Here is a 14,384-nt window from a genome sequence, read left to right as displayed (position 1 = left end):
GTATTATATTCCGACGATGATATTTTTCCCTCTGACTTCGATTTTTACATCCGAACTTTTCTCGAACATTTCGATGAATGTACCGATATTTTTGAAACGACTTAAGTCACCCGAGAAGTGTAGGTCTTTTACCCGTTCTTCCGTGTAGAACACGTGAATGTCATACCATCTTTCGAGTTGGTTCATAATATCTTCCAGCCTCATTTCTTGGAATAGGAACATGCCGGTTTTCCATGAGGTGGCGTAACGTGTGTCCACGGTTTTTATTTCTTTTTGCCCGTCTTGTTTTATAACGATTTGTTGCTTGGGAGTCAAGATAAACTTTTCCCCGTCGGGAGTGAGGTAGGCTATTTTTCCGTTTACTAGGGTTGTTATGGTTTCCCGGTTTCCCGGGTAATTGTTCACGTTGAATTCCGTACCCAGCACGGTGATGTCACCCCTGTCTGTTTTCACGATAAAGGGAGCCGTCGAGCGATTGACGCTGAAATAGGCCTCTCCCGATATGGTTACTTCTCGGGTAGAATCGGTGAAATTAACCGGGTAAGTGAGTTGCGAATCGGAGTTCAGCCACACTCTTGTACCATCAGACAAGGTCAGCGTGAATTCCCCACCCCGGGGTACAATCAACGTGTTGTGGATAGTTCCCGTTGGAACGAGGTTTGTCGGTTCGTACTGCAAACCTGTTGTGTCGATTTGGAGTTTTGTCCCGTTTTGCTCTATGGTTTGGTGGGTCGTGCGATTCAGTTTGATTTTCTGACCGTTGTGTGTGATTAGTAACGCTTGCTGTTTTCCGGGATGAATGTCCGATAAATATATCTCCTTATAATGCTCGTGTCGCTTGTGTCCTTGATGCATGAATAAAAATGTTCCCGAACCAATCAAAATTAGAATGGCAACAGCGATTCTTACATAGGTATACTTCGGCGTTATTTTCGTCGGGGTGATATTTTTGTGATAAGCTTTCAAATAATCGAACCGTTCCTGAGCCTCTATTTTCCGGCGTAGGTATCGGTCATCGGAAAATTTCCGGGCAATATCTTCCAGTCGGGAATCCTCGTGTGAGGATTGCTTTTCCTTGTTCAAGACTTGGCGAAACAGCCAATCGGATTTTTCATGTAAAGAGTTCCACTTCATGATATAGTCATTTTTGTTGTACACTATATCCCAAAAGTGGTTTGGCGGGTGACAGCTGACGTGATTTTTTTTTCTTGTCGTGATTATTTTAATATTTCCAGTAACAACAATAAACCGAAATACTCTTTTAAATTTTCTTTTATAAATAAATATGCCCTTTTTTTCTGCGTTTTGACAGTGTTAGCACTAATGCCAAGTTGTGATGCGATTTCCTGAATGGAAAGCCCGTCTATGCTTAACCGTAGTATGGTTTGGCGTTGTTCGGGGAGAAGCGCTATGACCATCCGTAATTTGCGAATGACATCTTCCTCGATAGCTTGATAGAATACATCTTCCTCTTCTTCCGCTTGCACCGAACTCCATTCCGCTTTTCGCCTGTCTTCCACTTTTTGGTCCCGGATGTATTTTAGCGTGTTGTTATACACCGAGCGGTATAGATAGGATGACAATATTTTGACATCTTGAAAATGTAGGCTTGATTTCCAGATTGTAACCAGACATTCTTGAACAATGTCCTCCGCTATGTTTGTTTCGTTTATGATAGAAGACGAGTAATTGCACAATGCCCCGTAATAAAAGCGATACAATTCTTTCCACGCGAGTGGGTCTTTGCTGTTTATTCCTTGTATGAATTTATCGGGCTTTGTCATGATTGCGGCTGTTCTTCTATTTGCAAATAAACAAAAAACAGTAGAAATGACAAAATACAACCATGTTAATGATTGTACTTTGTCATTATATTTATTGTTTTAAAGTTGCTCTGACAGGTATTTTTCAAATTCGCCGGATGAGGGTTTGGGAAGATTAATCCTTGCGATTTTCCCGTCCGGGGTGATTAATATAAATTGGAAAATAGTCTGGGGATTATAGTGGTATCCTGCGAGGAATTCCCTTGTCTTTTCCAAATACAGGTGTGTGCCTGTTTGGATATCTTTGTTCCTGATAACTTCCCTCCAATATTCATTCTTGGGTTCAATGGAAAGGTTAACCAGTTGAATATTCTTTTCCTTGAATAATGGGGTTAATTTATTAAGGTAGGAAAATTCGGCGATACAAGGAAAAACGTTCTGCCAGATATAAAGGCAGACGTACTGGTTCCGGAAATCTTTTAAGGAAAATTCTTTTCCCGTCGAGTCCCTTGCGAAGAAATCTATCGCTTCGTTACCCGGTTCAATGCGAACCCAGCTATCGTAAACGTCCGTGTATCGGGATAATAATTCCGGGTTCGTTAGTTTTTCGCGTGTTATTTTATCCAGTTCCTCTATTTGTACAATTCCGTTGCGTTGCACGTATTCATTTGCCCAAGTGGAGATGAAGTATTGAATCACTTCATCTTGTTTGAAATTTCGAGAGATGTATTGTATGCGTTGTAACACGTTCTCGTAAGGCGTTGTTGCCTTAGCTTCGTTCTGTGCGCTGAGGAAAGAACATGCGTGCGTGATAAAATTCTGGTATTCTTGAAGGTCAAGGTAATCTTTGTCTTCCTCGATCCAATTTTCGAGCGTGGTGTAATAATTGGCTTCGATTTCTTCTTTCTTTTTCCAGCCGTGAGCGTAAGGATAATTCAAAAGAACGGAGCCGAGTAAATATTTAATACGAGCGTGTTCCAGTTTCACGAATTTCTTGCTTGCTTTTTTCAGTGTGTTTTCGCAAGAATCTAGCAAGCGTGAATTTTCCTGTATCGCTTCTTTCAATTTTGTTTCAAATTCTGGCAAGGGCAAAGAATAAATGTTACGGGAAGGGAATACGGCTTTCCAGCGGGAGAGGTATTCCGTGATAGGAGGACGGTCCCCTGTGAGCTTAGACGTGCCGTGAAGTTTTTTACCATCGAATGTAAGGTGGATATGATCCCCTTTCTCCGCGTAAATTTGTTTGCGTTCACTGAATCCGTTGTGTAAAGTTAGGTAGATTGCCTCGGCGTTGTCTATGATACGTTCTCCGTGTTTGGCGGAGTCGAATTCAATGACTCTTACGTCATATTCTGTTGTTGATATGCCCAGCCCGATTTCCGGTAGTTCGTCGACGTCAATGGAGATTTTTATATTGTTTCCGTGACGTGGTGAGCTGGCGCAAGAGATTAGCGTGAAAAATAGAAAGAAATAATAGCATTTCATGTTTTAGATTTTATTTAAGTGATTTACTACTTATACTAATCCCAAAAAATGCTAGAGGGTGACAGGAGAGAGAAGAAAAATTTGCAACATGGAGGTGTGTTTTGACACACCTCTAGTCTATAAAGTCCATAAGGTCGAGCCTTCGGCTCCTAAAGTCTATAAAGTCAGTGATTTGATAATACTTTGATGGCCAGTATTATAATGTGCTGGTTACTTGTGCATTTGACCTTACGACATGATGGACTTTTAGACCTTATGGACGAGAGGGCGTGTCGAAACACGCCCTCGTGTTATACTAGATTATGCTTGTTCAAGTATTCCGTTATCTGCACAGCGTTCGTGGCGGCTCCCTTGCGGAGGTTGTCGGAAACGACCCACAGGTTGAGGCTGTTCGGCTGGGAGAAATCCCGGCGGAGGCGTCCCACAAAGACCTCGTCCCGCTCGTTGGCGGTGATTGCCATGGGGTAGAGATTTTGCATGGGCTCGTCTTGCACGACGATGCCGGGGGATTGAGCCAACAGGGTGCGAACCTCGTCCAAGTCGTAGTCTTTCTCGAATTCGAGGTTGATGCTCTCGGAGTGTCCGCCCACGACGGGAACCCGCACGGCTGTGGCGGTTACTTTAATCGTGTCGTCGTTTAATATTTTGCACGTTTCGTTCACGAGTTTCATCTCTTCCTTCGTGTACCCGTTCTCGGTGAACGAGTCACAGTGCGGGAGACAGTTGCGGTCGATGGGGTGTGCGTAGGCTTTCTTTACTTCTTTGCCTTCCCGTTCGCCTTCCAGTTGGTTGATGCCTTTCAGACCACTTCCGGTGACGGATTGGTAAGTGGATACCACCACGCGTTTGATTCCGTATTTCTTGTGCAGGGGAGCCAAGGCGACCAGCATTTGTATCGTCGAGCAATTGGGATTGGCTATGATTTTATCTTCCCGGGTCAGCGTGTCGGCGTTAATCTCCGGTATCACGAGTTTTTTCGTGGGGTCCATTCTCCACGCGGAGGAATTGTCGACCACGGTTATTCCCGCTGCGGCAAACTTGGGAGCCCATTCGAGGGAGGTGTCCCCCCCGGCGGAGAAAATAGCGATTTGGGGTTTCATGTCGATAGCGTCCTGCATTCCCATGACTTTATAGTTTTTTCCCTTGAAGGTGATTTCTTTACCCACGGAACGCTCGCTGGCGACCGGTATCAATTCTGTTACCGGAAAATTCCTTTCTTCCAAAACCTGCAACATTTTTCTTCCTACAAGACCTGTTGCGCCTACTACTGCTACTTTCATTTCGAATGGATTTTTAATTGTTTGAAAGCCTGTTACGGCATTTCTTGTATATAAGTTAGTTGTTTTATTACCGGGTCAAAAATAGTGAATAAGCATTGCTTCGGCAATAGGAACGAGGTATTTTTTCAATATTGTGTCCCCGTGTTAAAATTGTAACAGAACGGTTGACATACCCTTGAATGTCCCTTCTTTAATCCCAATCTGTGGCACGTGCAAATTTATTGTCCGGTGAATCATCGCGAGAACAGGCATGTTGTTGGTGTTAAAAAAGCCTATTGTTTACTAAATCGTGGGCGAAGAGTGGGTAAACTGTGGGCGATGAGTAGGCGATGTCGCCTAATACCCGCCCAATACTCACCCGAAAGTCACCTGCCGGGGTTATGTAACAGTTGGTTTACAGGAGTATATCCCTAGTTTTTGCAGGAAGTGTTTACCGTGTGATCCATGCCTCGCTGTTGCACCATCTCTTTGTCTTGTTTTTTCAAACCGACTTCGTAGTAATTGATAGGGTTATCGTGATCACCGAGGTACATACGCGGTTGTCGTTTGAAAACCGGGTTGATTAGCGAAAATTCCGGCTCGAAGTGCGAGGTGTTGATCTCGGCAAGGTTCAGCAGGGTATGGAAAATATGGTTCGTGGCAACGGGTGCGTTGCTGTTGTAGCGTGCCACTTGATAGAAATTGGGACGTGCCTCGATGTAATTGTCCGAGAACCAGATCATGAACGGGATATGTAGCTGATAATAGGTTGGGATCGGCGAGGCGTGCAGGAAGCGTTTCCGGCTGTCGTCGAGCAGGTCTTCCCCGTGGTCGGGGGAGTAAATCATGGTGGCGTCGCTGCCGGAGGCGCGTAATATCTCGATCACGTTGTGCAGGAAATGATCCGTGTAAATGATACTGTTATTGTAGGCGTTGACGAGTTGTGCCTTGTTTTTGTATTCGATTTCGGTGGCGTCAGCCGGGGTAAAGTGAGCGAACTCTTCCGGGTAGCGTTCCTTGTAATTGAAGTGTGAACCGTAAGTGTGGAACACGATGAGGAGGTTGTCGTTTGCCAGCGAGTCGATATAATGCTGCATGAAAGGTAACATGGCTTCGTCGTAATTGTTGAGCGTGATTAAACCGCCGTCCTCGGTGGGGCGGATGTTTTTGTAATAATCAGCTTCCTCGCCGAAATAGTCGGTAAACGAGCGGTTCGGTACTTGGTTGGAAAGGAACACGGTCTTGAATCCGGCTTCCTTGAATGCGGTCACTACACTTTTTTGGGTGTACAGGCGCTCGTAATGACAGGCGTCGGCGGCAGACAGGATGAGAGGCACGCTTTTGTGCGTGGTATTCGATTGCGTGATAGCGTCTTTGTACAGGACTAGGTTAGCCTCGTTTTTCAACTTCGGGTTGGTTTCCCGTTCATAGCCCCACAAGCTCCAATTCTCGGCACGTCCGGCTTCCCCGATGACGAGGACGTATATTTCCCGGCGTTCATGGGCGGTATCCCGTGTGGCGCGGAACGTGAAGTCCTTGGAGGTGACGGGGTAATCCATGCTGCGGTTCCATTTCTTGCAGGCAAAGTAGAAGTTGTACATCACGTTCGCCGGGTAGAGGTCTGTTTTTACCTCGTAGGTGTTGTCCCGTCTTTTCTCGTAAGCGGTAAGACCGGAGCCGATGATGAGTAACACGAGTCCCCACGTGATCATTTTCCGGCGAAAAGCGGCAGGGCGGACTACCTTGTGATGGACCGCGATGGAAGCCAGCACGATGACCGGGATGTAGAGGACGCACACGATGATAATGGAGGGCCAGATGTTGCCCAGCAGTTCGCCCGCCTCGGATGCGTTCGTGGTGGGCAGGTTCAGGAACATGTCCACGGCAATGACGGATTCCCCGAAGAGGTAGAATAGCACGAGTTGGAACGCGTGCAGGATAAGCACGGGGATGAGTATGAGTTGCATGAGTCCCGCCCGTTTGAAGAGCGAGAAGACGATCATGTAGATGCTCAAGGGAACAAGGACCAGTATGATCTTCCCGATCGCGGAGAGAGGTTCCGTGAATATCAGGCAGAAGTTGGGGACAAGGTTCAACACGATGAAGAGCCAGAACAGGGTTTTGCTCTTTTTCACGAAGTTGACAAGTCCTTTAGAAAGCCTCGTTAATATTGAAGTAGAATGCTTTGACGCCTTTGCCGATACCATAATCCAATCTTACGTTAATTCTGTTTTTAAATTCCCAACGGTAGCCGATGCCATAAGTGGGCAGGGTGTGGCTCCATTTAAACTTGTCCATGTCCGGAAACACGTTTCCGGCACCTGCCCACGCGGTTATGCCGTGGCGGTTGTATATTTTTTGACGGAGTTCTACTTGCGCCTGTATCAGGTCATTGTCCCGGTAGCGACCCTCGTAGTAACCTCTCATGCTGTACGAACCGCCCATCAGGGCAACCATACTCCACGGGGTGTCCCCGTAGTTGAATATTCCTTGTAATTGCGTGGCAACGATAGCTCCTTTCCACGCTTTGTGATAATACCGGAAGTCGAAGCTGGTACGCTTGAAATCCTGATCGTTACCGAGGAAGCCGGGAAAGAACTGTTGCTCCAGTTGTACGTAGATTCCCTTGTAAGGGTTCGGGATAAAATCTCTCGAGTCATACGAGATGATGATTCCGGGTCCGAAGGTGGTGACGTTCTTGGGTGCCCCGTTGAGGAAGCTGATGTCGTCGAAATCTTTCGCGTTCACGTTGCGGAACATGAGGTTGGGACCCACGTAGAGGTTGGGAGCCAGACGCCACAGGAGTTCGAGTTTGACTTGTTGTTCCAGTCGTTTATATTCGGTTTTGCGGTCTTCATGTCTGCCGGCTTCATAACCGATGCCCCAGAATTCGCTGGGGAAGGAGAAGAAGTACATGTTGGCGTTGAGCCGGAAACGGTCACGCGGGAAGATGCTATTGTTCCGGATTCCCAGCAGGTAGAAACCCGTGGTGGTGATGTCCCCGTAGATGGCGACGTTGGAGGGGGATATGGTTTTGTCGTGCCGGTCGATACGGTACAGCCCGGATGCCACGAGTCCGAGCCCCAGTTTGGTGTCGCTCGAAAAATGCGGTCCCCCGATAATAGAGAAGTCGAATCGCTTTTCGGCTTTCTCTTTGTTGGCGTCCGCGAAATAACGGTAGAACCGATGGAAGAATCCGGTCTTCACGGGTGTGGTGTCAACGGTGACCGTGTCTTGCCCGTTGGCGGAAAGCGACAGGACGCATAATAACGCGATATATAGTGTATGTCGAATCATTTCAGATTGATAAAGTTAAATTAGCATAGATTAAACAATCATTCATCTCGTGATTTCCTTGTACGCAATATTTGTGCCAATTGTTGGGTTAGCCGACAGAGATTCTTTTGGCAGGTCGTATAATCATTAGGGAAAAGTAAGGGAATTCGATTTCCACGAGGGCGTTCCGGTCGGTTTCATGTTGTTCGTTCGCGGTACCCACGTTTTGGTAATAGTGGTATTCGGCATCCGGGTGTTGACGGATGAATTCGTGGACGGTATCGGTGCATTGCGATAATTTCATGATGACGATAACGTGGTTCGTGGTGGTGAGTTCGTGAAGTTCTTCCAGCGTTGTTTTACCCGGTAGGACGATGAGTTTTTCTTCTTGTTTCACGATATGAAGTCCCGATACCGCTCCCGCGGCGATGAACGCGGGTACTCCGGCAATGACGGAGGTGGGGATGTGCATGGAGGCGAGTTTCTCGAACATGTAGTTGCCGGAAGAGTAGAAGCCGGAATCGCCTTCGGCAGTGACGGCAACCGTTTTCCCCTCGGCAATCCGTGCCGCGATTTCGAGGCAGAGTTCATCGTAAGCCCGGTTGGCAAACGTGCGGTCTTTGGACATCGGGACGTGGAAGACTCGGATTTTACTAGCCTCGACGGGTAGGGACAGGATGATGTCCCGGGAGTATGATTTGAAAGTCCCTTCTTTGCTTTTCGTACCGGGGCAATAGATTACGTCAACTTCCTGCAAGGCTTTTAATGCCTTGACCGTTATTAACTCCGGATTGCCCGGACCGAGGGAGATGCTGATTACTTTCATAGTCTATTAAGTCTATAAAGTCCGTAAAGTCTATAAGGTCCATAAGGTCAGTTCTCGAAGTTGTCGTGATGTTTCTGGTGTTTGGGACTTTACGACTTTATGGACCTTATGGACTTTATGGACCTTTTGAACTGATTTCGGGTGCAAAAGTCGTTAAAAAACGGATACGCTCAAAATAATATTTATATATTTGCAGGCGTCTTGGTGCTTCCGTGTTGGAAGAAAAGGGAATCCGGTGAAATTCCGGGGCTGTCCCCGCAGCTGTAAAGTCGTTTCCTGCCTCGAGGGTGGGCAGATTTTTTCTATAAAGCCACTGGATTGGAATCCGGGAAGGAGAAAAGATGACAAGCCAGAAAACCTGCCAGATGACACGAATGATTAATACTTTCGGAGGAAAAGAGATGAATGGATTAGTACGTTTATTGTGTATTTTGTGTGCTTGCGGAGTGTTTTGTTGCTGCAAGTCGAAAACGAGTAAGAAGTCGGTCGAGAAACAGACCGTTCAGGCGGGGAGCGATTCGATTCCCCGGGTTCGGATTAAATACGCTAAAGGGTTTTGGTTGGAGTACCGGGACGGGTATGCCGTGTTGAATGTCAAAGACCCGCAGGAGAGTAGCCACACGTGTTACCAGTACGCTTTGATTCCCCGGAGGAAGAAGGTGCAAACCCCGGCGGGGGTGCCCGTGGTGGAGGTTCCGGTGCGGAGCGTGGTGTGCATGACTTCTTTGCAGTTGTCTAATTTTATCAAACTGGACGCAACGGACCGGGTGGTGGGTATCACGAGTACCCGTTTCCTTTTTAACGGGGAGATGCAGAAGCGGGTGGACGAGGGGAAGACTCGCCGTATCGGGATAGAGGGGAATTTTGATAACGAGATTATCATGAGCCTGAATCCCGACCTGATGCTGATTTCGCCTTTTAAACGCGGGGGGTATGATGCCGTGAAAGATATCGGGATTCCTCTGGTGCCGCATCTCGGGTACAAGGAGATGACTCCTCTCGGGCAGGCGGAATGGATTAAGTTCGTGGGGTTGTTGCTGGGAATGGAGGATAAGGCGGGGGTGGAATTTGACCGGATAGAGAACCGGTATAATTCGTTGAAAGCGATGGTCGGTGACGTGGAACGTCGTCCCGTGGTATTTAGCGGGGAGTTGAGAGGCGGAGTGTGGTATGCCGTGGGGGGAAAGAGTTTTCTGGCACAGCTTTTCCATGACGCGGGTGCGGATTATTTCTTGAAAGACGACCCCCGTTCGGGTGGGGTGACGTTGGATTTCGAGACGGTGTACAATCAGGCGGAGAGTGCCGACTACTGGAGAATCGCGAATAGTTTTGCCGGGGAGTATTGTTATGCGGCGTTGAAGGCGCAAGACGAGCGTTACGCTGATTTCAAGGCTTTTAAGGATAAACGTGTCATTTATTGTAACATGCGGGAGAAGCCGTTTTACGAGAGTATGCCCGCAGAACCGGAGGTGGTGCTTGCCGATATGATTCGGGTGTTTCACCCGGGTGTGTTGCCCGACCATGAACCGGTGTATTACGATTTGCTTAATAAATAAGAGTGCATGGGACGAGGGAGAAATACGATATGGATGTTTTTTATCACGGTGTCTATCGTGGTGTTCTTGTTATTGAATATGTTGTTGGGCTCGGTGGCTATCCCGTTTTCATCGGTTTGGAACGTGCTGACGGGTAGCGGGGAGGAACCGGTGGCTTGGCAGAATATAATTTTGAAGTCCCGGTTGCCGCAGGCGTTGACGGCGTTGGTGGCGGGCGCGGGACTTTCTATCAGCGGGTTGCAGATGCAGACTATTTTCCGTAATCCGTTGGCGGGACCTTCCGTGCTGGGTATCAGTTCGGGGGCGAGTCTGGGGGTGGCTTTCGTGGTGTTGTTGTCCGGTAAACTGGGGGGAGTGGCCTTGAGTCGTCTGGGATTTATCGGGGAGGTGGCGCTGTCTGTCGCGGCTATCGTGGGGGCGTTGTCCGTGATGGGATTAATCGTTTTCGCTTCCCGGAAGATACGGGGGAGTGTTACTCTCTTGATTATCGGGGTGATGATAGGGTATATCGCGAATGCCGTTATCGGGGTACTGAAGTTTTTCAGCGTGGAGGAGGATATCAAGGCGTACGTGATTTGGGGATTAGGTAGTTTCGCCCGGGTTTCGGGGAACCAGATGATGTTGTTTGTGACGATTATGGCGGTGATTATCCCGCTGTCTTTTTTGTTGATTAAGCCGTTGAATCTGTTGATGCTGGGGGACGGGTACGCCCGTAATCTGGGACTGAATATTAATCGTGCCCGGGTGTGGGTGATTACTTGCTCCGGGGTGTTGACTGCGATTGTCACGGCTTATTGTGGTCCGATTATCTTTTTGGGGTTGGCGGTGCCTCACTTGTGTCGCACGATATTCCAGACTTCGGACCACCGGATATTGATGCCGACCTCGATGCTGGTGGGGGCCTCGCTGGCGTTGCTTTGTAATCTGATAGCCCGTTTGCCGGGGTTCGAGGGGGCTTTGCCCGTGAATTCGGTGACGGCATTGGTCGGGGCGCCGGTGGTGGCGTCGGTGTTGTTCGGGAAACGGAAGAGGAATGAGGTGGAAATTTAATGATTTACGATTTGTGATTTTAAATTTGGGTTATGGTTCGTTTGGTAAATCTTTCTATCGGGTACAGGGGTAAGAGCGACACGAAGGTGGTGGCTCAAGGGATTTGCACGGAGATAAACGGGGGGGAGTTGACTTGTCTTTTGGGGGCGAATGGGGTGGGGAAGTCCACGCTTTTGCGCACCTTGTCGGCGTTTCAACCGAAGTTGGGAGGGGAGATTTTTATTATGGGGCGGGAACTCGGTACTTATTCAGACAAGGAGTTGTCGAAGACGATAGGCGTGGTGCTGACCGAGAAATGCGACGTGCGCAACATGAGTGCCCGGGAGTTGATAGGGATGGGAAGAAGTCCGTATACCGGTTTCTGGGGAACGCTTGACAAGGAGGACAGCCGGATAGTGGAGGAGTCGATAGCGCTGGTGAAGATTGAGAATCTGGCTTCCCGTATGGTACACACGCTGAGTGACGGGGAGCGGCAGAAGGTGATGATAGCGAAAGCGTTGGCACAACAGACACCCGTGATATTTTTGGATGAGCCGACGGCATTTTTGGATTTCCCGAGTAAGGTGGAGATTATGCAGTTGCTTCACCAGTTGACACGGGAAACCGGGAAGACGATATTTCTTTCGACGCACGATTTGGAACTCGCCTTGCAGATTGCCGACAAGATATGGCTGATGGATAAGCAACACGGCATCACGATAGGCACACCGGAAGATTTGGCGTTGGAGGGACATCTGAGTAGTTTTTTTGCCCGTAAGGGGATTGTTTTTGATATGGAAACGGGGTTGTTCCGGATAGAGAATCAATATACTTCGCGCGTGCGGTTGCAGGGACACGGGCAAAAGTATGCCATGGTGCGGAAGGCGTTGCAGCGTAACGGAATGTTGGCTAACCGGAACGTGGAGTCGGAGGTGTACGTGGAAACGGGTGATTTGACAACTTCGGGTTTCAGGATTAACGTGCCGGGAAAGCCCGTGATAGAGGTGCAGACGATTGAAGAGTTGTTAAGCGCTATGCCTGCTGTCTTGCCGGAAGGGTAAAAAATAAGGCAACTCCTTATTCAGAGCCGCCTTGCTTCTTTTGCGGTTGTAAACTTTCTTTGATTTGTGAACCCTGCTGATGTTCACGGGATGGAGATGCTCCCGTATCTCTTCTTCCCTTCGGGCTTTCCTCGTTGCTTTCAAGTAGTCTTCCCGAGTAATTTTGGTTTTGTTTTTCATTATAATTTATTTTCGGCAAAGATACGCAATTATTTTGATAATCTAATCACTTGATTTTCTCGTTGCAGGGCAAATGCGTCAAAACGCTTTTCGCCCTGTCCTCGTTGCTGATTGCTTAATCTTTTGACGGACTTATTCTTCCGGAATAAGAATAATCTCTAAACGTGTCCGCGAGAGCAGGGGAAGGCATTGGGTGTAGCAATGTTGCACGAGGGTATCGAAGAAAGCGGGGGTGTGGGCAAAGATGTCCCATAGTTCGCGGGCGAGGGTGATGTCGGCAATGCGGGCTATGGATGAAGGGGGGCATTGGCTTTCGGCGGCGAGGCGGGTGATGAAGGCTTTGTTCATGACGACGTGTTTGCTATGCGTGTCGAGGTTGCCCTCGGCGAGTTTGACGGCTTTGCCTATCATGATGCCCATGGTGACGGAGGGGATGGACTCGGTTTCTGCCAGTTTGAGGGTTTCGCCGATGAAGTTGCCGTAGTGGATAAAGGCTTGGTCGGGCAGTTCGGGGAAGCGGGAACGGAGTGTCTTTTCGCTCTTGGCGCCGGAGTTGATGACGATGTGGTTACAGCCAAGGGCTTTGGCTACCTGTATTTCTTTGCGGATGCTGTTGACGAAGGCTTCCGAGGAGAAAGGGCGTACTACTCCGGAGGTGCCGATGATGGAAATACCGCCCGTGATGCCGAGGCGGGGATTGAATGTCTTGGTGGCGAGTTCCCTGCCGCCGGGTACGGAGATACGGATGTTGATGCCGAGTATATCCTTATGCTCCCGGAGCAGGCGTTCCGCTTCCCGGGTCATCATGGTACGGGGAGTGGTATTGATGGCTGGTTCCCCCACGGGTATGCCCAAACCGGGAAGCGTGACGGTGCCGACTCCTTCGCCTTGTAGAAAATGGACGCCGGGAGTGGCGGACGGGGTAATTTCCGTGTATATCGTGTAGCCGTTCGTGACGTCCGGGTCATCTCCCGCGTCTTTGGTAATGCCACAAGTGCAGGAGTTCGGGGCAAACGTGCAGGAGGCAACGGGAAAGGTGATAGTTTCACCGTTGGGGAGGGTGATTGTCGATTGCTGTTGCGGTTCGCCCGTGAGGAGTCCTTGCAGGGCGGCTACCGTGGCGGCTGTGGCGCAGGAGCCTGTCGTGAATCCGCTTCGCAAGGGGAAGAATCCCGGCACGAGTCGTTCCACCCGGTAGCGTAGCCCGTGTTCCCCGTTTACGGTGTAAAAACTTTCGGGTAACGCGGGACGGCGAATGACGAGCACGGGGATGCCGAGGGCTTTTGCCGCTGTAATCTTCTCGGAGTAGAAACCCGATTCTCCGCTCTCTTTGGTGATGATGGCGTCCGGTTGAATCTCCCGGAATAGAGCCGCCTCGTCCTGTTTATCCTGCCAGAAGAGTAATCTTTCCCGGGGGAAGCCTGCCCGAAGTGCGAGGTCGAGTGATTGTTCCCGGTCGAGTACGCGGAACCAGCAAGGTGTCTTTTCCCAATAGCGGCGCATCTTGCCGATGGTTTGTACCCCGGTAAGGGCGAGTAGGTTGCGGATGTGGTGGTGTTCAAGGTAATCTATGGCGTCGTCGAACGTGTCGCACCAGACGAGCGATTCGTCCCGCTCGGGATAGAGGCGCTCTAAACGGATGACGGGGATGTCCAAGCGTTCGGACACGGCGGCTATATTGGCGTGCAGTTGGGAGGCGAAGGGGTGTGCGGCATCCACGATAAGCCGGATGTCATGGCGGGTGCAAAAGTTTTGCATCTCGCTTGTAGCCATGCCCCCGGCAACACGGGTACCGTGTTTACACTCGATTTGTTGCGTGTCACTTTTGGTCGAGTAGTAATAGGGGGAGCCTGCCTCGTCGAGTACCCGGACAGCCGTTCTGCCTTCTGTTGTTCCGCCGAATATGAGGACCATGATATTTACGATTTATGATTTACGATTTATGATTA

Annotated in this window: 12 protein-coding genes and 1 riboswitch; of the genes, 3 read left to right on the top strand and 9 right to left on the bottom strand. The window is 49.2% G+C overall.

Translation table 11 applies throughout. From position 1 onward, the window contains the following. Positions 1–3: 3 nt before the first annotated feature. The 7 genes from H8S64_RS00375 to cobI all read right to left on the bottom strand — a co-directional run bounded on the left by H8S64_RS00375 (position 4) and on the right by cobI (position 8,609). Positions 4–1,134 carry a FecR family protein gene (locus tag H8S64_RS00375; RefSeq protein WP_186974546.1) on the bottom strand — a complete coding sequence of 377 codons (1,131 nt, stop codon included), beginning with the start codon at positions 1,132–1,134 and terminating at the stop codon, positions 4–6. Between the two features lie 83 nt (positions 1,135–1,217). Then, positions 1,218–1,784 carry an RNA polymerase sigma factor gene (locus H8S64_RS00370; RefSeq protein ID WP_186974545.1) on the bottom strand — a complete coding sequence of 189 codons (567 nt, stop codon included), beginning with the start codon at positions 1,782–1,784 and terminating at the stop codon, positions 1,218–1,220. Between the two features lie 99 nt (positions 1,785–1,883). Continuing rightward, positions 1,884–3,248 carry a peroxiredoxin family protein gene (locus H8S64_RS00365; protein WP_186974544.1) on the bottom strand — a complete coding sequence of 455 codons (1,365 nt, stop codon included), beginning with the start codon at positions 3,246–3,248 and terminating at the stop codon, positions 1,884–1,886. Between the two features lie 290 nt (positions 3,249–3,538). Then, complete coding sequence (locus tag H8S64_RS00360; protein WP_186974543.1) at positions 3,539–4,528, bottom strand: aspartate-semialdehyde dehydrogenase; 990 nt, start codon at positions 4,526–4,528, stop codon at positions 3,539–3,541. Positions 4,529–4,938: 410 nt separating this feature from the next. After that, the gene (locus H8S64_RS00355; RefSeq protein WP_366482210.1) at positions 4,939–6,642 is read right to left on the bottom strand and encodes a phosphoethanolamine transferase family protein; all 1,704 of its coding nucleotides are present in this window, start codon (positions 6,640–6,642) and stop codon (positions 4,939–4,941) included. Positions 6,643–6,658: 16 nt separating this feature from the next. After that, positions 6,659–7,804: a BamA/TamA family outer membrane protein gene (locus H8S64_RS00350; protein WP_186974542.1), complete on the bottom strand. Its 1,146-nt coding sequence runs from the start codon at positions 7,802–7,804 to the stop codon at positions 6,659–6,661. An 88-nt stretch (positions 7,805–7,892) separates the two neighbouring features. After that, the gene (gene cobI / locus H8S64_RS00345) at positions 7,893–8,609 is read right to left on the bottom strand and encodes a precorrin-2 C(20)-methyltransferase (protein WP_186974541.1); all 717 of its coding nucleotides are present in this window, start codon (positions 8,607–8,609) and stop codon (positions 7,893–7,895) included. 185 nt (positions 8,610–8,794) lie between these two features. Then, positions 8,795–8,989, top strand: a riboswitch (cobalamin riboswitch). A gap of 21 nt (positions 8,990–9,010) precedes the next feature. Here cobI and H8S64_RS00340 point away from each other — a divergent pair. The 3 genes from H8S64_RS00340 to H8S64_RS00330 are packed head-to-tail and all read left to right on the top strand — an operon-like array spanning position 9,011 to position 12,255. Further along, positions 9,011–10,165 (top strand): ABC transporter substrate-binding protein, encoded by a 1,155-nt coding sequence (locus H8S64_RS00340; protein WP_186974970.1) that lies wholly within the window; start codon positions 9,011–9,013, stop codon positions 10,163–10,165. Between the two features lie 6 nt (positions 10,166–10,171). Then, positions 10,172–11,215, top strand: a complete 1,044-nt coding sequence (locus tag H8S64_RS00335) for an iron chelate uptake ABC transporter family permease subunit (RefSeq protein ID WP_186974540.1) — start codon at positions 10,172–10,174, stop codon at positions 11,213–11,215. A 32-nt stretch (positions 11,216–11,247) separates the two neighbouring features. Beyond that, positions 11,248–12,255, top strand: a complete 1,008-nt coding sequence (locus tag H8S64_RS00330; protein WP_186974539.1) for an ABC transporter ATP-binding protein — start codon at positions 11,248–11,250, stop codon at positions 12,253–12,255. Here the strand turns inward: H8S64_RS00330 and H8S64_RS00325 are convergent. Beyond that, positions 12,220–12,435, bottom strand: a complete 216-nt coding sequence (locus H8S64_RS00325; RefSeq protein WP_099290881.1) for a hypothetical protein — start codon at positions 12,433–12,435, stop codon at positions 12,220–12,222. The two genes, H8S64_RS00330 and H8S64_RS00325, sit on opposite strands and share 36 nt — an antisense overlap. Positions 12,436–12,567: 132 nt before the next feature. Then, positions 12,568–14,349 (bottom strand): cobalt-precorrin-5B (C(1))-methyltransferase CbiD, encoded by a 1,782-nt coding sequence (gene cbiD, locus H8S64_RS00320; RefSeq protein ID WP_186974538.1) that lies wholly within the window; start codon positions 14,347–14,349, stop codon positions 12,568–12,570. Between the last annotated feature and the right edge of the window lie 35 nt (positions 14,350–14,384).

This window comes from Butyricimonas hominis, assembly GCF_014287455.1.
Taxonomy (GTDB): domain Bacteria; phylum Bacteroidota; class Bacteroidia; order Bacteroidales; family Marinifilaceae; genus Butyricimonas; species Butyricimonas muris.
Note: the sequence above shows the minus strand (reverse complement) of the source record. Positions and strands in the feature narration are given on the sequence as shown.